The sequence below is a fragment of the Pseudomonas sp. MD195_PC81_125 genome, assembly GCF_014060985.1.
Taxonomy (GTDB): domain Bacteria; phylum Pseudomonadota; class Gammaproteobacteria; order Pseudomonadales; family Pseudomonadaceae; genus Aquipseudomonas; species Aquipseudomonas parakoreensis.
On the sequence record NZ_JABULD010000126.1, the window covers coordinates 1 to 23,020 of the forward strand.

The 23,020-nt window shown below is 56.7% G+C and carries 26 protein-coding genes, 1 tRNA gene and 1 pseudogene; 7 read left to right on the forward strand and 21 right to left on the reverse strand.

What is annotated here, in order from left to right; translation table 11 throughout:
* Window positions 1-275: 275 nt before the first annotated feature.
* On the forward strand, window positions 276-1,505 hold the full coding sequence (locus tag HT737_RS05380; RefSeq protein ID WP_182401764.1) for a hypothetical protein: 1,230 nt from the start codon (window positions 276-278) through the stop codon (window positions 1,503-1,505).
* A 393-nt stretch (window positions 1,506-1,898) separates the two neighbouring features.
* Here HT737_RS05380 and HT737_RS05385 read toward each other — a convergent pair whose 3' ends face one another.
* From HT737_RS05385 to HT737_RS05395, 3 genes are read right to left on the reverse strand one after another with little or no spacing between them, the layout of a single operon-like run.
* Window positions 1,899-2,384, reverse strand: coding sequence for a hypothetical protein (locus HT737_RS05385; RefSeq protein ID WP_182401766.1), 486 nt, complete (start codon window positions 2,382-2,384; stop codon window positions 1,899-1,901).
* Window positions 2,385-2,435: 51 nt separating this feature from the next.
* The gene (locus tag HT737_RS05390; RefSeq protein ID WP_220459315.1) at window positions 2,436-2,678 is read right to left on the reverse strand and encodes an STAS-like domain-containing protein; all 243 of its coding nucleotides are present in this window, start codon (window positions 2,676-2,678) and stop codon (window positions 2,436-2,438) included.
* A gap of 2 nt (window positions 2,679-2,680) precedes the next feature.
* Window positions 2,681-3,508 (reverse strand): ATP-binding protein, encoded by an 828-nt coding sequence (locus HT737_RS05395; protein WP_182401769.1) that lies wholly within the window; start codon window positions 3,506-3,508, stop codon window positions 2,681-2,683.
* Between the two features lie 559 nt (window positions 3,509-4,067).
* Between HT737_RS05395 and HT737_RS05400 the strand changes: the two genes are divergently transcribed.
* From HT737_RS05400 to HT737_RS05410, 3 genes are all read left to right on the forward strand, one after another.
* Window positions 4,068-4,238, forward strand: coding sequence for a hypothetical protein (locus HT737_RS05400; RefSeq protein ID WP_182401771.1), 171 nt, complete (start codon window positions 4,068-4,070; stop codon window positions 4,236-4,238).
* 376 nt (window positions 4,239-4,614) lie between these two features.
* Window positions 4,615-4,827 carry a hypothetical protein gene (locus HT737_RS05405; protein ID WP_182401773.1) on the forward strand — a complete coding sequence of 71 codons (213 nt, stop codon included), beginning with the start codon at window positions 4,615-4,617 and terminating at the stop codon, window positions 4,825-4,827.
* Complete coding sequence (locus HT737_RS05410; RefSeq protein ID WP_182401791.1) at window positions 4,827-5,939, forward strand: tyrosine-type recombinase/integrase; 1,113 nt, start codon at window positions 4,827-4,829, stop codon at window positions 5,937-5,939. The genes HT737_RS05405 and HT737_RS05410 overlap by 1 nt, the downstream gene beginning before the upstream one ends.
* Before the next feature lie 89 nt (window positions 5,940-6,028).
* Here the strand turns inward: HT737_RS05410 and HT737_RS05415 are convergent.
* The 9 genes and pseudogenes from HT737_RS05415 to thrS all read right to left on the reverse strand — a co-directional run bounded on the left by HT737_RS05415 (window position 6,029) and on the right by thrS (window position 13,481).
* A tRNA-Pro gene (locus HT737_RS05415) sits at window positions 6,029-6,105 on the reverse strand.
* Window positions 6,106-6,193: 88 nt separating this feature from the next.
* Window positions 6,194-6,550, reverse strand: coding sequence for a MerR family transcriptional regulator (locus HT737_RS05420; protein WP_003179985.1), 357 nt, complete (start codon window positions 6,548-6,550; stop codon window positions 6,194-6,196).
* The gene (gene ihfA / locus HT737_RS05425; protein WP_002553164.1) at window positions 6,531-6,833 is read right to left on the reverse strand and encodes an integration host factor subunit alpha; all 303 of its coding nucleotides are present in this window, start codon (window positions 6,831-6,833) and stop codon (window positions 6,531-6,533) included. Before ihfA ends, HT737_RS05420 begins: the two co-directional genes overlap by 20 nt.
* Window positions 6,834-6,836: 3 nt before the next feature.
* Window positions 6,837-9,215 (reverse strand): phenylalanine--tRNA ligase subunit beta, encoded by a 2,379-nt coding sequence (gene pheT, locus HT737_RS05430; protein ID WP_182401775.1) that lies wholly within the window; start codon window positions 9,213-9,215, stop codon window positions 6,837-6,839.
* Window positions 9,216-9,241: 26 nt separating this feature from the next.
* Complete coding sequence (gene pheS / locus HT737_RS05435; RefSeq protein WP_003226365.1) at window positions 9,242-10,258, reverse strand: phenylalanine--tRNA ligase subunit alpha; 1,017 nt, start codon at window positions 10,256-10,258, stop codon at window positions 9,242-9,244.
* 109 nt (window positions 10,259-10,367) lie between these two features.
* Window positions 10,368-10,724 carry a 50S ribosomal protein L20 gene (rplT, locus tag HT737_RS05440; RefSeq protein ID WP_002553161.1) on the reverse strand — a complete coding sequence of 119 codons (357 nt, stop codon included), beginning with the start codon at window positions 10,722-10,724 and terminating at the stop codon, window positions 10,368-10,370.
* Window positions 10,725-10,752: 28 nt separating this feature from the next.
* On the reverse strand, window positions 10,753-10,947 hold the full coding sequence (rpmI, locus tag HT737_RS05445) for a 50S ribosomal protein L35 (RefSeq protein WP_002553160.1): 195 nt from the start codon (window positions 10,945-10,947) through the stop codon (window positions 10,753-10,755).
* A 60-nt stretch (window positions 10,948-11,007) separates the two neighbouring features.
* Window positions 11,008-11,559 carry a translation initiation factor IF-3 gene (gene infC / locus HT737_RS05450; protein ID WP_170929410.1) on the reverse strand — a complete coding sequence of 184 codons (552 nt, stop codon included), beginning with the start codon at window positions 11,557-11,559 and terminating at the stop codon, window positions 11,008-11,010.
* A pseudogene (thrS, locus tag HT737_RS05455) lies at window positions 11,559-13,481 on the reverse strand (threonine--tRNA ligase). The gene infC and the pseudogene thrS overlap by 1 nt, the downstream one beginning before the upstream one ends.
* Before the next feature lie 379 nt (window positions 13,482-13,860).
* On the opposite strand from thrS, the gene HT737_RS05460 reads away from it, so the two are divergent.
* Together HT737_RS05460 and HT737_RS05465 are read left to right on the forward strand one after the other, a co-directional pair.
* Window positions 13,861-14,160, forward strand: coding sequence for a hypothetical protein (locus HT737_RS05460; protein WP_047293289.1), 300 nt, complete (start codon window positions 13,861-13,863; stop codon window positions 14,158-14,160).
* A 292-nt stretch (window positions 14,161-14,452) separates the two neighbouring features.
* A complete protein-coding gene (locus HT737_RS05465) occupies window positions 14,453-14,665 on the forward strand; it encodes a cold-shock protein (protein ID WP_003179963.1) in 213 nt (70 codons plus the stop codon).
* A 72-nt stretch (window positions 14,666-14,737) separates the two neighbouring features.
* Here HT737_RS05465 and HT737_RS05470 read toward each other — a convergent pair whose 3' ends face one another.
* Both HT737_RS05470 and HT737_RS05475 read right to left on the reverse strand, forming a co-directional pair.
* Window positions 14,738-15,055, reverse strand: coding sequence for an I78 family peptidase inhibitor (locus tag HT737_RS05470; RefSeq protein ID WP_047293287.1), 318 nt, complete (start codon window positions 15,053-15,055; stop codon window positions 14,738-14,740).
* Between the two features lie 168 nt (window positions 15,056-15,223).
* Window positions 15,224-15,529 (reverse strand): hypothetical protein, encoded by a 306-nt coding sequence (locus tag HT737_RS05475; RefSeq protein ID WP_041066130.1) that lies wholly within the window; start codon window positions 15,527-15,529, stop codon window positions 15,224-15,226.
* A gap of 132 nt (window positions 15,530-15,661) precedes the next feature.
* Here HT737_RS05475 and HT737_RS05480 point away from each other — a divergent pair, with 132 nt between their 5' ends.
* Window positions 15,662-15,874 (forward strand): hypothetical protein, encoded by a 213-nt coding sequence (locus HT737_RS05480; RefSeq protein WP_182401777.1) that lies wholly within the window; start codon window positions 15,662-15,664, stop codon window positions 15,872-15,874.
* 33 nt (window positions 15,875-15,907) lie between these two features.
* Here HT737_RS05480 and HT737_RS05485 read toward each other — a convergent pair whose 3' ends face one another.
* The 7 genes from HT737_RS05485 to HT737_RS05515 are packed head-to-tail and all read right to left on the reverse strand — an operon-like array spanning window position 15,908 to window position 22,888.
* A complete protein-coding gene (locus HT737_RS05485) occupies window positions 15,908-16,936 on the reverse strand; it encodes a nucleoside hydrolase (protein WP_047293285.1) in 1,029 nt (342 codons plus the stop codon).
* 45 nt (window positions 16,937-16,981) lie between these two features.
* Entirely contained in the window at window positions 16,982-17,386 is a 405-nt protein-coding gene (gene rbsD, locus HT737_RS05490) for a D-ribose pyranase (RefSeq protein ID WP_041066125.1), read from the reverse strand.
* Window positions 17,383-18,300 carry a ribokinase gene (rbsK, locus tag HT737_RS05495; protein ID WP_182401779.1) on the reverse strand — a complete coding sequence of 306 codons (918 nt, stop codon included), beginning with the start codon at window positions 18,298-18,300 and terminating at the stop codon, window positions 17,383-17,385. The genes rbsD and rbsK overlap by 4 nt, the downstream gene beginning before the upstream one ends.
* A gap of 24 nt (window positions 18,301-18,324) precedes the next feature.
* Window positions 18,325-19,344 (reverse strand): LacI family DNA-binding transcriptional regulator, encoded by a 1,020-nt coding sequence (locus tag HT737_RS05500; protein WP_121186246.1) that lies wholly within the window; start codon window positions 19,342-19,344, stop codon window positions 18,325-18,327.
* A gap of 3 nt (window positions 19,345-19,347) precedes the next feature.
* Window positions 19,348-20,325 carry an ABC transporter permease gene (locus tag HT737_RS05505; RefSeq protein WP_041066117.1) on the reverse strand — a complete coding sequence of 326 codons (978 nt, stop codon included), beginning with the start codon at window positions 20,323-20,325 and terminating at the stop codon, window positions 19,348-19,350.
* Window positions 20,322-21,875: a sugar ABC transporter ATP-binding protein gene (locus HT737_RS05510; RefSeq protein ID WP_047293277.1), complete on the reverse strand. Its 1,554-nt coding sequence runs from the start codon at window positions 21,873-21,875 to the stop codon at window positions 20,322-20,324. Before HT737_RS05510 ends, HT737_RS05505 begins: the two co-directional genes overlap by 4 nt.
* A gap of 56 nt (window positions 21,876-21,931) precedes the next feature.
* The gene (locus HT737_RS05515) at window positions 21,932-22,888 is read right to left on the reverse strand and encodes a sugar ABC transporter substrate-binding protein (protein ID WP_041066111.1); all 957 of its coding nucleotides are present in this window, start codon (window positions 22,886-22,888) and stop codon (window positions 21,932-21,934) included.
* Between the last annotated feature and the right edge of the window lie 132 nt (window positions 22,889-23,020).

Consider the following 23,020-nt stretch of genomic DNA (forward strand, 5'->3'; position numbering starts at 1 on the left):
GTCTCCGCGCCAGCGCTAGAACTTAGGAGGACAGCTAACAAAACACCCATAATTCTTTTCATGACAAATCCCTGTTTAATTGTTGGGTACGGTACTGGCTGAGGAGCTCAAGAAAACGATCATGCTCTGCCCCAGTGCCGTCCATGATGGCCAGATGCCGTCTCACTTTAGCTGCATAATCCGGGATACGAAACGACTGTATCGTCTGCTAATGGTGATTTGGTCGCGTGTAGTGATACGGTTGACCTCGTCACCCTACGTGAAAAGACAAGAGCATGGCCGCACTCGAAAAGCGCTATCCCCGCGAGTCGTTCACGAAGAAGCTGGAGCGGATATGCCGGAGGCTAGACGAGGCATCCATCCGTACGATCGCCTACAAAAACTTCCTCAAGAGGCCGGCGGCCTCCCTGATTGAGATCACCTCTTTGTGGGTAGTGGGCTCCTACGCCCGCGGCGCACTGATGTGTGGCGACTTGGACCTAGTCCTCGAGTACAAGGTCGTTGATGGGACCCATCCCTCTCCTTCCTCTATGACCAAGACGTTCTTCGGCACGCCTCAATACGCTCGCTACTACTTTGGAACTCCGGAGAGCAGCACCGCCGGTGTAGTGTTTGAGAACGCCGTTCAAATCTGGAACAGTCCTGGGTGTGATTGGAGAGCGCCGATCAATTCAATAACCCCGGACCCAAGCGCCGGCCGCGCCGAGAGGGAGACGGACTTGATTCCCTTGCGGGCGGAACAACTCTACATGGCGCCCGAGCGGCTACAACAGCTAGTGGCCCAAGAGAGGGACGGCATCATCGCGTGGGACTTTGTAGAGATCGCGCGGGAAGATCTTGAGCCGGTCCCGAGCGCCACAGTACGCGAGCGAGACCGCAAGCTCATTAGGGTCGCGCCTATGATGGGCAAAAAATCCCAAGCGCTTGTGCCGGCGATCATCCGGTTGATGGCCAGGTACTCCCCTTTCGGAAATTGGGACGCTTCAGAGAGCCACCGAGGAAGATTGAGATGCGGGGCTACAGTCTTGCATCTCGGTAGGCCCTCCCTACCGTACTACCCATTTGACGATGAGCCGACCATCGAGCAATTCGCGCTGATCCCACACATCAGCGCCAAGGGCCCCAACGGCGCCTGGATCATTCGCCGTGGACCGAACCATCCAGATCTTCATGCACTCGCAATAAGGCACGCCTTCTTTCTTGCAACTGCTGAATCACCAGACAAAATCCAATATCGCGATCACAGCAAGTTCTGGTCGACGGAAATCCTCGAACTCTTCAGTTCACGAGAAGAAGCTGAAGCATCGACCGCCGAGTGGGATGACGGTACAGCTCGAGAAATCCGCAACGCGAAAGGACCTGAACTGATCTCACTCTTTGCGCTGGTGGACGTCGTCGAGATCGGCGACCAACAGTTCCCAGTAACAAACGCCGGAGGCGCCTACTTTGACCGGGACAAAGCGACGCTGGGAGATATCTTAGCCGCCTTGCCCTCCTTGCCATGAGAAGCGAGACAGAGTTGAGGCGAGCGTCAGTCAGGACAACTGAACCCTGCAGCTTCCGATGGGCTCTATCGATTCACACTCCCTTAGGTGAATCGCCATGAAAGAAGAAGAGAGAAAACAAGCCCTAGCCGCCTAGCGCTTGTTGCTGGAGGAAACAGAAATCCGAATGACCGCCGAGGAACAGTATGACGAACTGCTGAAAATGGCGGACACGATGGAACAGGATGAATTGATTTCTCCTGAAGAGTGGCGTCAGCTCGTGCGAAATGCGGGGGGTGAAGTTCACCCAGGCGACAGAGGGGCTAGAGGAGCTAGAGGAGCTAGAGGAGCTAGAGGAGCTAGAGGGCGGAGCATAGGAGTTCAGAAACAATGAGCCCGACGCAATGGCCGGGCTCATTTTCTTTCGATTTCGTCTTTACAATCCCTAAGACGTCTCCCCAAATCAGAAGAAGTCGTCATGAACTGCTTCACAAATGGATCATCTGCGCTCAACTGGGGGCGGTCTGCCTGCTGAAAATTCGCACCAGTTGTCTGAACCTTAAGCCTCATGACATCCGTCTCGATCCCGTGCCAAAGGAAGCTTTTGTAACGAGAGGCGGATACAGAGAGTTCCTTCACGTGAAACACCAACATAAGACCATCCCGGGAGCTTGAGCTCTCAGGTTGAAGCCAATAGGCCATCGCTAGAGATCGAATTTCCGCAATGTTCACTTCGAGAGCTTCAATTCTAGCTAGACGATAATTTCTCTTTTCCTTCCTAGAGCCACGCCATTCGTTCACGAATTGCCAAATGAGGCTGATACCTGCCAATGCGAACGCACCCCATGTAGGCCAATCACCGATTTCCACGGCACCGGTTTCAGGAGTTGGCATCGTCAATATAGATCCAAATCTCGTTCACCAAGGATGGCTCATCATCCGATTTAATTTTTAGCTTTTGCCGTAGCATGCAGGCTTCATCTTATGCTTACGCACAAGGCCGCCAAAAGCTTCCTCTAAGAACGATGATCCATATCCCATTGCGCCATCAAGATCGATCTCAACGACGTCGTGGCGATCCAGATACGGGGCAAGCCAATCGTCTCGAAATACCTCGCCCGAAAAATTTCCGTCCCTGCGGTAACGCCCAGCGGGGTATTCGCTGAACTGCTTTGTCACATTGATGGAGCCCACGCTCATTTCTCCATACCTATTTTGAGTGGAATAGACCACTGGATAACGGTGCCCATTATAGAACGCTTGTACGAAAGGGAACGTTCCACAAGACCGTTTTTTCTATAGTCTCTCCGAACGCATCCGGCATTGCTGTGGATCGTAAGCACCCCGCCAAGTTCCTTTGCTGCAATTGCTATATTTTTCAAGCCTTTTCCACGATGTTCCAATTCAGTCCTTGTCCTACCTACCTCAAAAGCTCTACGGATCATTCGAACATCTTTTTTTGCCCTAGACAGTGCCAAAGTGACAATGTCTTTAGCTTCTTCTGCCCAGCTTGCCGGGAGGCTGCGAGGAATACCAATACCTAAATCACAAAAATTGACATGAAGCCAATCGTCAAGCACTTCTGCGAAGAGCCACCATCTCCTAGCATCTGCCTCCTCCCACCGGCCACTCAGTCGATCCCCTCGATGAGTGATGTAAGCATGGTGGACTGAGTTGTCCATCGCCTCCTCCACTCCGACTACGACCTTCCTGTAACTCTTTGGAATTTGGGTTTTTATTCCCTTGAGGATGGGATCCGCTTGGATAGCCGACACATCGACTCCGCTGGCATATCTCCAGTGGAAAACATCTCTATCGTCTTCAGTGACCTGTAAACGATGATCCTTACCGAGGAGCTTAAGGAGCCCGATCTGCTGAAAAACTTTTTCGACTTTTTCATCGTTTGGGTATGTGGAGCTGACGAAGGCCACCCCTACAGACCTGACAATTCGGTCAATTTCGGCGACCAACAGAAGTGTTCCGCAGCTATGAACTTTTTTCGTATTCTTGAAATCGAGGAGCACGCGGACGCCCTGAGAAACATTTTTTTCGCATGGCTTTGATCAGACCCACCAGTTGATGATGGCCGCTTACGTCCGTCAGCGTAATTTCTGCGGGAGCGATTAAAGGAAGGGGCTTTGTGATGGCCCCCTTACCCCGTCGCTTGGGCCGGGAACTCGGCAAATGCCTTCGATGCTGAGATTCGCGATTCCGACGAACCCTCTCGAACCTGAGGCGTTCTTTAGCCGTTATCCTTCTCATTGCGCTGTTCCATTATTATTTTTATTCGGCTCAATCCGAGCCAACACAAACGCTCAGTTACTTTGTTCACACTAGCACCATTAAATCGCCACTACGAGTCTCAGCTGGCTCAACGCGAGCAAGAAAAAGCAAATTAGAGATAGCATTTAGCAATTTGCATTGATATTCAATTTAGCATTTGCTAATTATTTGCCTGCATTTCCTTTGCCTTACGGCGAACCTAGAGCACTTCTCCCCTATCGTGAACGCCAACGAACGCGGCAGAACCTTGCTCGTCTGGAGAAATTGCCTCGTAGACATCCACAAATGAGAGGACAAACCGTGACCAATGCAAACAAATTCGCGGAGTTCGGCCAACGCCCGATCGACCTGGGCATGGCGATGAAGCGGGAGCAGACGACCGTAAGGAAGCTTCAGAAGCTAGCCAAAGCATGCGGCCTCAAGCTACTGAATCTTCGATCAGTATCCAAATCGGAGCAGCAGAATGGCTAAAACAATCCTGCGCACTCATCGAGATGGAGTCCACTTCTACCTGAACACTGAAACCTCCTCTCCCAGTACTGGGCACCGAAATCGTTACCGACTGTTAAAGACTGAGAACTATGGTCGCGACAAGTCGGGATGGGTTCAAGTGGGGTCAATTGCAGGGCAAGAGCTGATCGCCCTCAAGGGGGAAAAAGCCCTCTTCGAGGCTTGTGAGTTGCTGTTCTCCAGCAAAAGACCTCAGCGTTACAAACGGTATGGCGTGATACGCGGAAAGCCAGGGCCGTGGGAGGGAGAGGCCTTCCCTCTCCGCCGCACCCAGTTGGCAACCACCTAATCAATCATGATGTCAGCCGATCCGTCGCGGATGCTTCCGAGGTAATCAATGAATCGAGAATTGATCAAGATAAGCGAGTTTCAACGTCGACGCTGGGGCCCTAACGGCACGCCACCCTGCCCCCAAGCAATCCGCAACTACATCCGTAACGGTCAGGTGCCCGGTGAGCAGATTGGAAAACTCTGGTATGTCGATTGGACAGCGTTCAGCAAGTCGGAAGGCAACGACCTGGTCGCGATGGTGTTGAAAGGAGCTGCATGATGGTTCCACGGCCGCGCAACAAGGCGAACAAGAACCTTCCGCAGAACCTGTACTTCGATTCGCGGCGTTCGAGCTATCGCTACCGGCGACCTACTGACGGGAAGTGGTTCCAGTTCGGCACTGACCGAATCAAAGCGATCGATGCCGCCAAGCAGTTGAATCTGGAGTTCATGCGCGGCGCTGACCTGGTCGGCGCCGTAATGAGCAGCCCAACCGAATCGTTCGCCGGCTTCCTGGACACCTATGAGCGTGAAGTGCTTCCGCCGCGCGAACTGGCTAAAGGCACCTTGGGCCTGTACGCCGTGCACTTTCGCCGCTTCCGAAAACAGTTTGAAGGCAAGGCAGTCGACCAGATCACGATCCGCATGATCGCGGAAATGTTGGACGCCCTCACGCCGCGCACTGCCAACCAGTGCCGGGCCCTGCTGATCGACATCTTCAACCACGCAGCGGCCAAAGGCCTCTGTCCGGACAATCCGGCGGCCAGCACCATCAACCGCATTGAGAAGAAGCAACGCAAGCGGCACACCGTCGAAGGCCTGAAAGCCATTCGGGAGAAGTCGCCGTTCTGGCTGCAGAACGCGATAGATTTGGCGTTGATCACCGCGCAGCGGCGCACCGACATCCTCAACATGCGTTTCGACGGTGTTCGGGAGGGATTTCTGTATGTGGTGCAGCAGAAGACGGCCAAAGCCAGTGATGCAGCATGGATCCGGTTCAAAGTGACCGAAGAACTCCAAGCCGTGATCAGCCGGTGCCGTGATGACATCGTCTCGCCTTACCTAATCCACCGTCGGCCAGACCGCAAAAAGCAGAAGCAGGCGCAGACGAAGGATCACTGGACTCAGGTCGAAGAACGATATTTGACGCGAGCCTTCAAAGAGGCCCGAGAAGCGGCGGGTTGTTACAAAGGATGGAAGGAAGAGGAAATGCCAGGCTTTCATGAAGTGCGGGCGCTGTCGCTGCACCTGTACCAGAAAGCCGGGAAGGACGGTCAGAAGATCGCCGGCCACGCCAGCGAAACCATGACCAAAAACTACCAGAAAGACCACGCCGAAATTGTCTGGTCGGAGGCAATTCCAGACCTGAATATCAGCGAAATCACCGGGTAGTTTTGCGCAAGTTTTGCGCGGGTTTTACGCAGGCACAAAAAAGCCGATCCATTTGATCGGCTCAAGTGTCTGATTTTACTCAGGAATAATGGTCGGGACGGAGTGATTCGAACACTCGACCCCTAGCACCCCATGCTAGTGCGCTACCGGACTGCGCTACGCCCCGACTGGTTTGGAACCTGCCCTTCATCTCGAAGAGCGCTCAAGAATATAGCGCAAGCTTTTGAAAACTGGAAGTATTCAAACGCAGCTTTTTATTTTTTGAGCACCACCAGTACATCTTCAAGCTCAGCAATCATCTGGCGGATCATTTGCTTGTATTGGGTGGTGTCGTCTTTGGCTTCATCGCCGGACAAACGCAGGCGCGCGCCGCCGATGGTGAAACCCTGATCGTAAAGGAGCGCGCGGATCTGCCGGATCATCAGCACGTCCTGGCGCTGATAATACCGGCGGTTTCCGCGGCGTTTGACGGGGTTGAGCTGAGGAAACTCCTGCTCCCAGTAGCGCAGCACGTGTGGTTTTACCGCACACAGCTCGCTGACTTCACCAATGGTGAAGTAGCGTTTGCCCGGGATGACGGGTAGCTCGTCGTTATGACTTGGTTCCAGCATAAGCCTCAACTCGGGCCTTCAACTTCTGCCCTGGACGAAAGGTGACCACACGGCGAGCCGTGATCGGGATTTCTTCCCCCGTTTTCGGGTTGCGGCCAGGCCGCTGGCGTTTGTCCCGAAGGTCGAAATTGCCGAAACCGGACAATTTGACCTGCTCGTTGTCTTCAAGAGCGTGCCTGATTTCCTCGAAAAACAGTTCGACCAATTCCTTGGCTTCCCGCTTGTTCAGGCCCAGCTCTTCATACAGACGTTCCGCCATCTCAGCTTTCGTCAAAGCCCCCATACGTCACTTCCTTAACGTGGCGTTCAACCTTTGTTCGAGCGAGGTGAGGATATTTTGCGTCGTCGAATTCACCTCATCGTCATTAAGAGTGCGCGATGGATGCTGCCAGGTCAAGCCAACTGCAAGGCTTTTTCTATCAGGATCAATGCCTTTACCCTGATACACGTCAAACAGCCTGAGATCCGTGAGCCATTCGCCTGCATTTTCACGGATTACGTCCAGTACAGCCGAGGCCGCGACGTCTTTGTGCGCGATCAGTGCAAGGTCACGACGCACTTCAGGAAAACGCGACAACTCGTGGAATTGCGGCATTTTTCCGGAAGCGACTTCAGCCAAAACCAGCTCGAAGACGAATACCGGACGATCCAGACCCAAGGCTTTGGACAGTTCAGGGTGAATCGCACCGATGAAGCCGACTTCACGCCCATCACGTTCAATGCGCGCGGTTTGACCCGGGTGCAGCGCCGGATGTTTGCCCGGAGTGAAAGTGAAGGCCTCCAACGCACCGGCGTAACCCAGCACCGCTTCAACGTCAGCTTTCACATCGAAGAAATCGATGCTGTCGCGACCCTGTGCCCAACCTTCCGGCAGACGGCTGCCGCAAACAACACCCGAGAGCATCGGCTCTTGCTTCAGACCTTCCAGCTGACCGACGAAGCGCAGACCGCTTTCGAACAGACGCACGCGATCCTGCTGACGGTTCAGGTTGTGCTGCAACGCCTTGACCAGGCCCGGCCACAGCGACGAGCGCATGGCAGCCATGTCATTGGAAATCGGGTTGGCCAGCAGCAGCGGCTCAACGCCCGGATTGAACAGTTCGAACTGCTTGGGATCGATGAAGCTGTAAGTGATCGCTTCCTGATAACCACGGGCAACCAGCAGACGACGCAACTCAGGCAGCTCGCTGCGTGCTTCAGCTTTGGCTTGTGGCGCCAGACGCGCTTGCGGGTAACGAACCGGCAGACGGTTGTAGCCGTAAAGACGCGCCAGCTCTTCGATCAGATCGACTTCCAGGCTGATATCGAAACGGTGGCTTGGCACTTCTACGCGCCACTGACCTGCTCCGTCAGCGGAAATCTTCAGACCCAAAGCGCTGAGCAGACGCTCAACCTGCGCCGAATCCATGTCCATCCCCAGCATCTGGGTGATGCGCTGTGCACGCAGGGTGATCGGCGCGATCGACGGCAGGTGTTGCTCGCTGACGGTCTCGATGATCGGGCCGGCTTCACCACCGGTGATTTCCAGCAGCAGGCCAGTGGCGCGCTCCATGGCTTCACGGGCCAGTTGCCAGTCCACGCCACGCTCGTATCGGTGCGAAGCATCGGTGTGCAGGCCGTAGGAACGGGCCTTGCCCGCCACAGCGATCTGGTCAAAGAACGCACTTTCCAGGAACACGTCGCGCGTGGTCGCGGACACACCGCTGTGCTCACCACCCATCACGCCGGCAATCGCCAGAGCGCGAGTATGGTCGGCGATCACCAGCGTATCGCTGCGCAGGCTGACTTCCTGACCGTCGAGCAGCACCAGCTTCTCGCCCTCTTCCGCCATACGCACGCGGATGCCGCCATTGATTTCGGCGAGATCGAACGCGTGCAGCGGCTGACCCAGCTCGAGCATCACGTAGTTGGTGATGTCGACGGCAGCGTCGATACTGCGCACTTCGGCGCGGCGCAGTCGCTCAACCATCCATAGCGGGGTCGGCCTGGACAGGTCAACGTTACGGATGACACGCCCCAGGTAACGCGGGCAAGCGGCAGGCGCCAGCACGTCTACCGGACGCACTTCGTCGTGCACTGCCGGAATCGCCATGACCACCGGACGGGTAACCGGAGCGGCGTACAGCGCACCCACTTCACGGGCCAGACCGGCCAGCGACAAGCAGTCGCCACGGTTCGGGGTCAGGTCGACCTCGATGCTGGCGTCTTCCAGATCCAGATACACACGGAAATCTTCGCCCACCGGCGCATCGGCCGGCAGTTCCATCAGACCGTCGTTGCCTTCACCAATCTGCAGCTCGGCTTGCGAGCACAACATGCCGTTGGACTCGACGCCGCGCAGCTTGGCCTTCTTGATCTTGAAGTCGCCCGGCAGTTCGGCGCCGATCATGGCGAACGGAATCTTCAGGCCCGGACGCACGTTTGGCGCACCGCACACGACCTGGAAGGTCTCCGCGCCATTGCTGACCTGGCACACACGCAGCTTGTCGGCGTCAGGGTGTTGCTCGGTGCTCAGCACCTCGCCCACGACCACGCCGCTGAATACACCGGCGGCCGGGGTCACGCTATCGACCTCCAGACCCGCCATCGACAGACGAGCAACCAGCTCGTCGCGACTTACCTGCGGGCTAACCCAGCCACGCAGCCATTGTTCACTGAATTTCATCCTGCTCTCCTAAGAATTCGTTACGACTAGCGAAATTGCGCGAGGAACCGCAAGTCGTTGTCGAAGAACAGACGCAAGTCGTTCACGCCGTAACGGAGCATGGCCAGACGCTCGACGCCCATACCGAAAGCAAAACCGGAGAACTCTTCCGGATCGATGCCAGACATGCGCAGCACGTTCGGGTGGACCATGCCGCAGCCCATGACTTCCAGCCAGCCGGTCTGCTTGCAGACGCGGCAGCCTTTACCGCTGCACATCACGCATTCCATGTCGACTTCAGCGGATGGCTCGGTGAACGGGAAGTAAGAAGGACGGAAACGTACGGCCAGCTCTTTCTCGAAGAACACCCGCAGGAATTCTTCGATGGTGCCTTTGAGATCGGCGAAATTGATATCGCGATCGACCAGCAGGCCTTCGACCTGGTGGAACATCGGCGAGTGGGTGATATCGGAGTCGCTGCGATACACACGACCTGGGCAGACGATGCGGATCGGCGGCTGCTTGGACTCCATGGTGCGGACCTGTACCGGCGAGGTATGGGTGCGCAGCAACATGTTCGCATTGAAATAGAAAGTGTCATGCATCGACCGGGCCGGGTGGTGGCCTGGGATGTTGAGCGCTTCGAAGTTGTGATAGTCGTCTTCGACCTCAGGGCCTTCGGCGATGCCGTAGCCGATGCGGGTGAAGAACTGCTCGACTCGTTCCAGAGTCCGGGTCACCGGATGCAGACCACCGGAGGTCTGGCCACGGCCCGGCAACGTCACGTCAATGGATTCGGCAGACAGTTTGGCAGCCAGTTCAGCTTCTTCAAACAGGGCCATGCGCGCATTGAGAACGCCTGTAACACGCTCCTTGGCAACGTTGATCAGGGCGCCGACTTGCGGACGCTCTTCTGCCGGCAAATTCCCCAGGGTCTTCATCACCTGAGTCAATTCACCCTTTTTGCCAAGGTATTGAACCCGGATTTGCTCCAGGGCATTGATATCTTCAGCGCTTTGCACAGCCTCTAGTGCTTGAGAGACCAGCGCATCCAGGTTTTCCATGTACAGACTCCAGATACAAAATAGGGGAAGAGCTTGAAGGCTCTTCCCCTATTTATGACGTTTAACACCTGACCCCACAGAGGTGAGGCCGGGTGACTGTCGGGGGTACTTAAGCCAAGGTGGCTTTAGCTTTCTCGACAATCGCAGCAAACGCCGCTTTTTCGTTCACTGCCAGATCAGCCAGAACCTTACGGTCGATCTCGATGGACGCTTTTTTCAGGCCAGCAATGAAACGGCTGTAGGACAGACCGTTAACACGAGCACCAGCGTTGATACGAGCGATCCACAGAGCGCGGAACTGACGTTTTTTCTGACGACGGTCACGGTAGGCGTATTGGCCTGCCTTGATTACCGCTTGCTTGGCAACACGGAATACGCGGGAGCGTGCGCCGTAGTAGCCTTTAGCAAGTTTCAGAATTTTTTTGTGACGCTTACGGGCAATGACGCCACGCTTTACACGAGCCATGAGTTACTTCCTCTATTCTTGACTAAAATTAACGAAGGCGCAGCATGCGCTCGACTTTTGCCACGTCAGACGGATGCAGCAAGCTGCTACCGCGCAGTTGACGCTTACGCTTGGTCGACATTTTGGTCAGGATGTGGCTCTTGAAAGCGTGCTTGTGCTTGATACCGTTAGCAGTTTTCAGAAACCGCTTAGCAGCACCACTTTTGGTTTTCATTTTTGGCATGTTCGGATACTCCGCATTCAGTTGATAAACATAATCAGAAGGCCTGCCGTGCCCTGTTGATTACTTCTTCTTTTTCGGGGCGATGACCATGATCAGCTGGCGTCCTTCCATCTTAGGATGCTGTTCGACCGAACCGTACTCGAGCAGGTCAGCTTCAACCCGCTTGAGGAGTTCCATCCCCAGCTCCTGGTGGGCCATCTCACGGCCGCGGAATCGCAAGGATACCTTGGCCCTGTCCCCGTCACTCAGGAAACGTACCAGGTTGCGCAGTTTTACCTGGTAATCCCCTTCCTCCGTCCCTGGACGAAACTTGATTTCTTTTACCTGAATCTGCTTCTGGTTTTTCTTCGCTGCTGCAATCTGCTTCTTCTTTTCGAAGATCGATTTGCCGTAGTCCATCACCCGGCAAACCGGTGGGACTGCGTCAGCAGAGATTTCTACCAGATCAAGCTTTGCTTCTTCAGCAATACGAAGCGCTTCATCAATCGAGACGATGCCAATCTGCTCGCCATCAGCGCCAATTAACCGAACCTCGCGTGCCGAGATATTCTCGTTGATCGGGGCTTTCGGTGCAGCTCGTTTATCTTGTCTCATTTCACGCTTAATAATAATTACTCCGAATCTGGGCGACCACGCCGGGAAACCGCTTGCGCGAGAAACTCAGCGAACTGGGCGACGGGCATCGAGCCCAGGTCAGCACCTTCACGAGTACGCACAGCGACAGTCTGCATCTCGACTTCCTTATCTCCGATAACCAAAAGATAGGGAACCTTGAGCAAAGTATGCTCGCGGATTTTAAAGCCGATCTTTTCATTTCTCAAGTCGGACTTGGCACGAAATCCGCTTTCGTTGAGAGTTTTTTTCAACCTGAGCGACGAAATCTGCCTGTTTATCAGTGATATTCATGATCACTGCCTGCGTTGGCGCGAGCCACGCAGGGAATGCACCTTCGTAGTGCTCGATCAGAATCCCGACGAAACGCTCGAAAGAACCGAGGATCGCGCGGTGCAACATCACCGGATGCTTGCGGCTGTTGTCTTCGGAGACGTATTCGGCGCCGAGACGGACAGGCAGGTTGAAATCGAGCTGCAAGGTACCACACTGCCAGACGCGACCGAGGCAATCTTTCAGCGAGAACTCGATCTTCGGACCGTAGAACGCACCTTCGCCCGGTTGCAGATCATACGGCAGGCCCGCGCTATCGAGGGCTGCCGCCAGTGCCGCTTCGGCGCGATCCCACAGCTCGTCGGAACCTACGCGTTTTTCCGGACGAGTGGACAGTTTCATCTCGACGTCGGTGAAGCCGAAGTCGCGATAAACATCCATGGTCAGCTTGATGAACGCTGCGGATTCAGCCTGCATCTGCTCTTCGGTGCAGAAAATGTGCGCGTCGTCCTGAGTGAACGCGCGCACCCGCATGATGCCGTGCAACGCACCCGACGGCTCGTTACGGTGGCACGCACCAAATTCGGCCAGACGCATCGGCAGCTCGCGGTAGCTCTTCAGACCCTGATTGAACACCTGCACGTGGCACGGGCAGTTCATCGGCTTGATGGCGTAGTCGCGGCTTTCCGACTCGGTGGTGAACATGTTGTCGGCGTAGTTGGCCCAGTGCCCGGATTTTTCCCACAGACTGCGATCGACACTTGCGGGGTCTTGATCTCGAGGTAGCCATTGTCACGCTGCACCTTGCGCATGTACTGCTCGAGCACTTGATACAGGGTCCAGCCGTTCGGGTGCCAGAACACCATGCCCGGCGCTTCTTCCTGGGTGTGGAACAGGCCCAGGCGCTTGCCGATCTTGCGGTGATCGCGCTTTTCCGCTTCTTCGATGCGCTGGATGTAAGCCGCCAGCTGCTTCTTGTCTGCCCAGGCAGTACCGTAAACGCGCTGTAGTTGCTCGTTCTTGGCATCACCGCGCCAGTAGGCACCGGACAATTTGGTCAGTTTGAAGGACTTCAGGAAACGCGTGTTCGGCACGTGCGGGCCGCGGCACATGTCGACGTATTCTTCGTGGTAATACAGGCCCATGGCCTGCTCGTTCGGCATGTCCTCGACCAGACGCAGCTTGTAATCTTCGCCGCGAGCCTTGAACACTTCGATCACTTCGGCGCGCGGAGTGACTTTCTTGATGACGTCGTAATCCTTGTCGATCAGCTGATGCATGCGCTGTTCGATGGCGGCCATGTCGTCCGGCGTAAAAGGACGTTCGAAGGCGATGTCGTAATAGAAGCCTTCGTCGATAACCGGGCCGATGACCATTTTCGCAGTCGGGTACAGTTGCTTGACCGCATGGCCAACCAGGTGCGCGCAAGAGTGGCGAATGATCTCCAGCCCCTCTTCATCCTTTGGCGTGATGATTTGCAGCGTCGCGTCGCTGTCGATGATGTCGCAGGCGTCAACCAGCTTGCCGTTGACCTTGCCGGCCACGGTGGCCTTGGCCAGACCGGCACCAATGGATGCGGCGACCTCGGCTACGGAAACCGGGTGATCGAATGAACGTTGACTGCCGTCGGGAAGAGTAATAGTTGGCATGGCGCCTCCTCTCCTAGTGGTGACCCCTACCAAAGGTCACGTGGGTTGGGATGAGCCAGTACAAGATCCGATCCAGGCCATTCAATGACGAACGCCTGCCTTACAGCGGCAGGAGCCTTGCGGCCAACCGGAAAACCGAACCAGAGTGACTGGGATTCAAATCAGGGTTTCGCACGCTGACCGCTTCGGGGCTGAAGGCCATCCGGAGCCTGAGAACGCATGAGCCCGGCATGCTAACACAGATGAGCGGTCATCGAGTCGAAGGATTTTCAGTGCTGAAGATTTATGCATTTTTGCGGCGCAAAGTGAACTTGGGATATACGCTTTGCCTCAAATAAGCTGAGAATCGTCGCCGATATCAACCCAAGGAGTTTCCGACATGCGCCTTACCCGACTTTTTGCTTACGCGGCCCCGCTGGCCCTGCTACTGCCGCTGAGCGCCAACGCGGCCTGGCCTGCCGGTGTCAAAGCCCAGTACATGAACGACTGCACCGCCGCCGCCAGCAAGAGCGTCAATCCAGCCGAAGCCAATAAACACTGCGCTTGCGGTGCCGATGTTCTGGAAAAGAAATTCACCACGCAAGAGATCGCGCAGCTGATGGACAAGAACACCCCGCCCAGTGGTGAACTGGGTCAACGCGCACTGAAAGAAATCTCGGTTTGCCGCGTGCAGAAATAAGCGCTGACGAATGTTTTTTCGGGCGTCCGGCAGACCAAAAATCGCTAAAAAGACCCCGAAATCGATAATTTACGCAGGTTTTATAGCTTTTTTTACACCCTCTTCTTTCGGCCAAAAGCCACTGAAACCGGGGCTTGCAGACATTTCAGAGGTTGAAATCGATGCAATATGAAAGCAAACAGCACGTCCGGGGGGCTACCAAAGCGAACATTTCGACTATGATACCCGGGTGTGCCCAGTTGGCCTGAGCAGCACAGTACTACTGAAAATATATGTTTCTTGGAGATACACCATGTCTAATCGCCAAACCGGCACCGTTAAATGGTTCAACGATGAAAAAGGCTTCGGCTTCATCACTCCTCAAGGTGGCGGTGACGACCTGTTCGTACACTTCAAAGCTATCGAATCCGACGGTTTCAAAAGCCTGAAAGAAGGCCAGACCGTCTCTTTCGTGGCTGAGAAAGGCCAAAAGGGTATGCAAGCTGCACAAGTTCGCCCAGAGTAATTTCCCGGCGCGCTAAAAAAACCCCGTCCATGTGACGGGGTTTTTTATGCCTGCAACAAAAGCGCTCTGCGATCAACCGCAGTTGACGCGGGTGACCACCAGGTTGTTGTCGGTGTTCAGATTCAAGCGATCGGAGCGGTATTCCAGCGTGATCATGTCGGTTGGCTTGAGGAAACGGGCGTTTTGCGCGCCAGCCTTGGCACGCGCCTGATCGAGCAGTTCCGGCGAAGCCTTTTTACCGATGGCAAATTCCGCTGCCTTTGCTTCACAGCGGCTGTGACCGGCATCGGTCGCCACAGGATCCTTTGCCGACTCGCTGGAGGTCGTGCTGCAACCGGCCAACATGACAACGGCCATAAGTGCACCCAGAGACGCGAACTTCAAAGGCATGAAGCCTCCTTCTTTCAAATGGTTAAGCTGAGATCGTGCGACCGCCAATCTGGCGTTTGGTTTCACAACCAATGCTGCCACCCTGCCCCACGATCCGGAAAAACGCTGAGTCTGCCTGAAGAACGTGCAGCGCATCCTCACACAATCGTCACCGAATATTAACGAAGCTCAATAGACGTCGATGTAGTCGAGCGGCGGATTCGGCCAGTTGTCTTTAAGCGCATTGAAAATCTGCATCACCCAGACTTCATCACTGGCCGCGACATTGCCGACATACCCCGAACCCTTGGCCCAGGTTTCCAGGCGAAAGAGCAGGCCGTCAATATCCTGCCCGCCGGTCACACCGGAAGAAATATAGGCAATCCCACCCTTGGTCACGCGCAGTTGCGTGTGTACATCATCGCTGGCCGACGCGAGCAACTGGCGCACAGCGTCAAGTGTGAGGCCGTCGGGGGAATTCAAATCGATCTGCACAGCACATTCCTTGGTTCAACCGGAAAAGACCAAGTGTCGCATAGCGTCGCGCCCATGCCTAAGTCGCAGTGCCAAACGCCCGACAAAGTGGTTAACTCGCGCTCAGACATTCCCGACTTTTCGAGCGCACTCATGAGCACCGTAAGCATCTCCGCCGACATCAAGGTTCTTTGGCCGAAGGGGCACAGTTCGTATAGCCCGGGCAGTTCGGAGGAGCTGGCGCTGATCAGCATCGATCTGCTGGTCAAGACGATGGGAACACAAGGCGCACAAACGTTTATCGCTCAAGTGTTCGAACGGTACCAGCATGACGACAAGAGCACGGCGGACACGGAGAGGGAGTAAAAACCCGCAGACTTGCACCTGCGGGTCCTGGCCTTACTTCAAGCGCTTCAGACGCTCAGTCAGCAGATCGAAGAAACCTTGGGCATCGCCATTCTCGACCCAAAATGCGTTTTTCGGCTGTTTCAGACCATCGTACCAGTCGACCACGGTCTGACCGAACGTGATCCCCTCGCGGCTGTCGATGGCCACGTTCACCGAGCGACCGGTGAACAGCTCCGGCTTGAGCAGGTAAGCAATGACGGTAGCGTCATGCACCGGACCGCCAGGGATGCCGTAGTGCTCCATGTCGCCCTTGATGTACTCGTTGAGGATGTCGCCGACAATCTTGCTCGCATTGTTGTTGAGCGCGGCAATCTGCTTCAGGCGGGCGTCGCTGGTGAGAATCTTGTGGGTCACGTCCAGCGGCAGATAGGTCAGTTTTACACCACTCTTGAGTACCACTTCTGCCGCTTGCGGGTCGGCAAACAAGTTGAATTCGGCCACCGGGGTAATGTTGCCGCCATTGAAGTGCGCGCCGCCCATGATCACCACTTCCTTGATACCGTTAACGATCTCCGGCTCCTGGATCAGCGCCAGCGCCAGGTTGGTCTGAGGGCCCAGCATGGCGATGGTGATGCTGTGCGGCTTGGCTTTTTTCAGGGTATCGATCAGGTAGTTGACCGCATTGCCTTCGGCCAGGCCTTTTTTCGGCTCATGCACGGTGACACCCGACAGGCCTTCCTTGCCATGGATGTTCTCGGCGTAGATCGGCGTACGCATCAGCGGCTTCGGCGCGCCGGCGTAAACCGGAACATCCTCGCGCCCTGCCCACTCGCGAGCCAGGCGCGCGTTGCGCGAAGTCTTGTCGAGGCGCACGTTGCCGGCCACGGTGGTCAGTGCGCGGATGTTCAGTTCATCCGGCGAAGCCAGGGCGAACAGCAAGGCGACCACATCGTCGGCACCCGGATCGGTGTCGATGATCAGGTCGATCTTTTCAGCAGCCTGAGCGCTGGTGGCGGTCATAAAAGACAAAAGCAGCAGACTCCGAAGCAATTGGTGGAGTTTGTGAGCGTAACGGTGCATGGCGCATTCCTTGTGCTGATGAAAATGAAAGGGTCGAAAACCCGATTAGAACGTTACTCCGGCCACCAGCACGATGTTGCAGTACGGCTGACATTCGCCTGTACGAACAATCGCCCGTGCCTGTCGGCTAAGGACCTTGAATTGCTCATGAGTCAGCAGATCGCGCCGACCGAGGGCGCCCTCTTCTTGCAACTCGTCCAGCACAACCAGGGCGGTCGGCTGCTTGTCGAGGATTTCGTTGGCCAGCACATGGCTCTCCACCTGCATCTCGCTGAGCACGACTTTCAGGGTACTGACAAAATCCGGAACGCCGTGGGTCAGCGCCAGATCAATCAGTTCAACACCAGGAGGAACCGGCAGTCCGGCGTCACCGATCACCACCATGTCACCATGGCCCAGGGATGCGATCAGCCGCGACAACGCGACGTTGAGCAAAGGAGTCTTTTTCATGCGGATTTGAACGCCTGTACGTCGGACATGGTGGGAATGGAAGGCTGTGCGCCGGCCCGGGTCACAGATAACGCTGCAGCGACTTGCCCGTAACGGATCGCCTCAGCCTCGGATTTGCCACTGGCGAGCGCTGCGGCAAAACCACCAACAAAGGTATCGCCCGCGGCGGTGGTATCGACCGCCTGCACTTTGGGCGCCGGGAAATGCTCGAAATCTTTGCCATTGGCAAACAGCGAGCCTTGCGCACCGAGGGTAACGATGACCTTGCCCGCGCCCATTGCGATCAACTGACTGGCAGCGCTTTCTGCGGCCTCCAGCGAATCGACTGGCAACCCGCTCAATGCAGCGGCTTCGCTTTCGTTGGGAATCAGGTAATCGATGGTGGTATACCAGTCTGCCGGCAGCGGACGACTGGCCGGCGCCGGGTTTAAAATCACGGTCTTGCCCAGCGCACGCGCACGCTTGAGCGCATGCCCCACCGTTGCATCCGGGATCTCCAGCTGGCAGATAATCACGTCGGCCGCCTGCAGAACTGCATCAAAGCGGTCAATCACCGCCGGGGTCATTGCACCGTTGGCGCCAGCGACGATCACGATGGCGTTCTGACTGTTGTCATCGACCACAATCAGCGCCACGCCACTGGAGTCGGCAACCGTGCTCACCGCCTGACAATCGATCTGCTCGGCCAGCAACGCGTCGCGCAATTGAACGCCGTAGTCATCGTTGCCAACACAGCCGACCATCGCCACCTGCGCACCCAAGCGCGCAGCAGCGACTGCCTGATTGGCGCCCTTGCCGCCGGAAACGGTGGCAAAAGAATGACCGATCAGCGTTTCACCACCCTTTGGCAGCCGTGGCGCCCGGGTGACCAGATCCATGTTCAGGCTGCCTATTACCACTACATTTGCTGGCATACATCACTACTCGTCAATTCGATTTCAGCGGTACTCGGTGAACACGCTTGACAGCGGTGCAGTCGATTCGCGCAAGACAATACTCGGGGTCACGATTCGTTGATCGGTGACCAGACTCGGGGTAGCAATCCTTCGCAGCAGCACTTCGGCAGCCATCTCGCCCAACTGCAGGATCGACTGGCCAACGGTGGTCAGCGCCGGGTACACGTAGCGACTCATCTGGATATCGTCGAAGCCGATCACCGACAGCTCGCTCGGTACGCGGACATTGCGCTCGGCCGCCGCGCGCAGCACACCGATCCCGATCATGTCGTTACCGGCGAAGATCGCACTCGGCGGATTGCTTTCAAGCAGGATCGCCGCCGCGTTGTAACCGCCAGTGCTGGTGAAATCGCTTTCCAGCATGCGCTCGGCCCGCACCTTGATGCCCGCCTCCTGCAGCGCTCGACAAAAACCGGCCTGACGCATTTGCGCCACGCTGGTGCTCGACGGACCGCCGATGGTGGCGATGTCACGATGGCCCAGCTCCAGCAGGTGACGCGTCGCCAGATAGGCACCATATTCATGGTCGATGCGCACCAGGTCGGCGTCCACGCCATCCAGCCCGCGGTCGACGATGACCATCGGCGTTTTCACCCCGGCCAGCCCTTGCGCGAGCCCGATGTCGCCACCGGCGGAGGCGACGATCAGGCCGTCAATGCGCTTCTCCAGCAGCACCCGCAAATAGCTGCGCTGTTTTTCCGGGTTATCGTCAGAGTTGCAAAGGATCACGCAATAGCCGTTACGCTCACAGTAATCCTCGATACCCCGAGCCAACTCGGCAAAATACGGGTTGAGGCTGTTAGGCACCAATAAGCCAATGGTCGCAGTGGTCTTGGCTTTCAGTGAACGCGCCACGGCACTTGGCACGTAATCGAGGCTTTTGATGGCCGCCTCGACCTTCAACCGCACCTCCTGACTGACCGGCCGGGTCTTGTTCACCACGTGAGAAACCGTGGTGTAGGAAATCCCCGCGAGCGCCGCCACATCCTTGATCGTTGCCATGGCTTAGCCCCGTCGACTGGCGCGTTGACTGCGATAGGTATCGAGTACCACCGCAATGACGATCACCGCACCGGTGATAATGCGCTTGGTTGGCTCCGTCGCACCGATCTGCGCCAGACCGGCCGCCAGCACCGAAATGATCAACACACCGAAGAAGGTGCTGATCACCGAACCACGCCCCCCCATCAGGCTGGTGCCACCAATGACCACCGCAGCGATCACTTGCAGTTCGAGGCCGGAGCCGGCATTCGGATCCGCCGCTTCCAGACGGGAAATCTGGAACAGCGCGGCGATGCCGGCGAGCAGCCCCATCAGGCTGAACACCAGAATCTTGTACGGTTTTGGATTGATCCCGGCCAGACGCACCGCTTCTTCGTTGGTGCCGATGCCGATCAGGTAGCGACCGAACACGGTGCGGGTCAGCACCGCTTGCGCAATGAAGATCACCAGCAAGGCAATGATGAACGACGGCGAGATACCAAAGGCGATCGGGTTCGACAGCCAGGCAAACGAATCACCGATGTAGGCGGTGCGCGAACCGGTCATCTGATACGCCAGGCCACGGGCCATTTCCAGCACACCGAGCGAAACGATGAACGACGGAATACGCCACGCTACAGTGATCGAACCAGTCACCGTACCCGCCAGTGCAGCCACCGCCATACCGAGCAGAGCGGACGGCAACACGCTCCAGCCCCAGCCGAGAATCGCGACGCTGACTGTCGAGGCGGCAAGTGCCAGCACCGAACCGACCGACAGGTCGATGCCGCCGATGATCAGCACGAAGGTCATGCCCACCGCCAGCACCATCAGATCGGGGATCTGGTTGGCCAGCGTGCTGAAGGTGTCATAGGACAGAAAGTGGCTGCTCATGACCGAGAACAACGCCACCATCGCCAACAAGGCACCCGCCAGGCCCAGATAGGTGCCAAGACCGTAGAAATTGCCACCACGTTTGCCGGCAGAAGATGCAGTTTTCATGGGAGTTCCCTAGGCGCCGCTTCATTGAGCTGCGCATCACGTTTTTGGTAGCCGGCGAACGCGGCAGCAAGCAAATCATCCTGGGTCCAGCTGTCGCGCTCGAAGGTATCGATCAGACGCCCTGCCGACAGAACACCGATCCGGTCGCAGATCAGCATCAGTTCGCGCAGGTCACTGGATACCACCACCAGCGCTTTGCCCTGACGTGTCAACTCGCCCAGCAAGGCATAGATATCGAACTTGGCACCCACATCAATGCCGCGAGTCGGCTCGTCGAACAACAGCACCGAGCAATCACGCTCCAGCCAGCGACCGATCACGACCTTCTGCTGATTACCGCCAGACAACTCGGAAACCAATTGGGTCGGGCTCGAACTGCGGATGCGCATGGCGTTGATCTGACGCTGCGCCAAAGAAATTTCGTTGCTGTTATTGACGACCCCGGCCCGGGAAATTTCCGGCATGTTGCCCAAAGCAATATTGGCGCTGATCGACTGGCTGAGCAGCAAGCCTTCACCCTTGCGGTCTTCGGTGATCAGGGCGATGCCGTGCTTCACTGCATCAACCGGCGAACGCACACTGACCTCCTGCGCCGGCGAACCCAGCGCAATCGTGCCGCTGTCGGCAAGGTCGGCGCCAAAAATCAGCCTTAGCAACTCAGTGCGCCCGGCTCCGATCAGCCCGGAAATCCCGAAAATCTCGCCAGCACGCACTTCAAAGGAAACATCGCGCACCTTGTCGGAGCGGGTCAGGCCCCTGACCGTCAGGGCTGGCGCGCCAATCTTGCGCGGGCCCATGTCGATGTGTTCGCCCAGCTCACGGCCGACCATCAAGGTCACCAACTGCTCACTGTTATAGTTGGCCATCGGCTCGACGCAGACCAGATTGCCGTCACGCAGCACAGCAATGCGTTGCGCAACTCGGGCCAGCTCTTCCAGGCGGTGGGAGATATAGATGATCGCAACCCCACGCGCCTGTAAACGGGTGATCTGCTCAAAGAGCATTTCCACTTCACGGGCAGTGAGCATGGCCGTCGGCTCATCAAGAATCAGCACATGACAATCGCCGATCAGGTTGCGTGCGATCTCGACCATCTGCTGATGCCCGATACCCAACTCGCCGACCAGAGTGTCCGGATCAATCGCATCGAGGCCGACCTGCGCCATGGCTTCGATGGCGGCCTTGCGCAATTGCTTGCGACTGATCCAGCCGCCGTTGCTCGGCAGGTTGTCGAGAAACAGGTTTTCCGCCACCGACAGGGTCGGCAGCAGATTGAGTTCTTGCATGACCATGCGCACGCCTAGCTCTTCGGCCTGGGTACGGCTGCCAGGGCGGTAGTCTTTGCCCTGGAACTGCATCTGGCCTGTGGTCGGCGTGACCAGACCACCAATGATCTTCGACAGCGTGCTTTTACCGGCACCATTTTCACCGGTCAGCGCCAGCACTTCACCGCGCATCAGCGTCAAGTCGATGCCCGTGAGCACCGGCTGCGCATAGGTCTTACCGATACCGCTGACCGAGAGGACAGCGTTCGGGGCGGAAACTGACATAAAAACTCTCCATGCGCTCGTCCGGACGGACGAGCGCCGTTGTGTCGCCGAAAGACTTACTGGGTGACCAGCTCGACTGGCGTTTCGATCACGCCATTGGCGCCGCTGTCGACTTTTTCGCCCTTGAGGATTTTCAGTGCGGTCTCAATACCGAACACGGCCTGCTTGGCAGCGAACTGATCGGCCGTCGCCAGCACTCGACCGTCCTTGAGCATCGGCTTGATCGCGTTGATATTGTCGTAACCGACCACTTGTACCTTGCCCGCCTTGCCGGCAGCGCGCACAGCGGAAACAGCGCCGACGGCCATGCTGTCGTTACCCGCCAAGAGCGCTTTCACATCCGGGTATTCGCTGAGAATCGAAGCAGCAACCTTGTTGCCCTTGTCGATTTCCCAGTCGCCCGATTGCAACGAAACCACCTTGATCTGCGCCGCGTCCATCGCATCCTTGAAGCCGGCGGTGCGCTGCTGGGCGTTGGTGGTGGTGGACACACCTTCGATGATGCCGACTTCGTCACCGGCCTTCAGTTGCTTGGCCAGGTACTCACCAACCAGACGCGCACCCTTGCGGTTGTCCGGCCCTACGAATGGCACACTGATATTTTTGCTTTTGACGATTTGCGGATCGAGCTGGTTGTCGATGTTGATCACGGTGATGCCGGCATCGACGGCTTTCTTGATGACCGGCACCATGGCCTTGGAATCGGACGGTGCGATGACCAGCGCGTTGACCTTGGCCAGAATCATCTGCTCGACGATGCGGGTCTGGCCGGCGGTATCGGTCTCGTCCTTGATGCCGTTGGAGATCAGGTCAAAATCGGCGGAGTGTTCTTTCTGGTAAGCTTTGGCGCCATCTTCCATGGTCAGGAAGAATTCGTTGGCCAGGGATTTCATGACCAATGCGACTTTGGGTTTTTCCGGGGACTCGGCGAAGGCCGAAGAGACAGGTAGTGCGGCGGCTGCAGCAGCCAGCATAGCGACAGCAAGAAGACGTCCAGCGAATGGCAGCTTCATGGGTTCACTCCGATCTTATGATTATTGTGAGCAACGCTCGCGCTGGCGTAAGCTTCAGCGCTCTCTTCCGGCCAATAGGGCACCGGGGAAGCCGCGCAAACGTTTGCGTAGACCGAACTATGCGAATCCCGC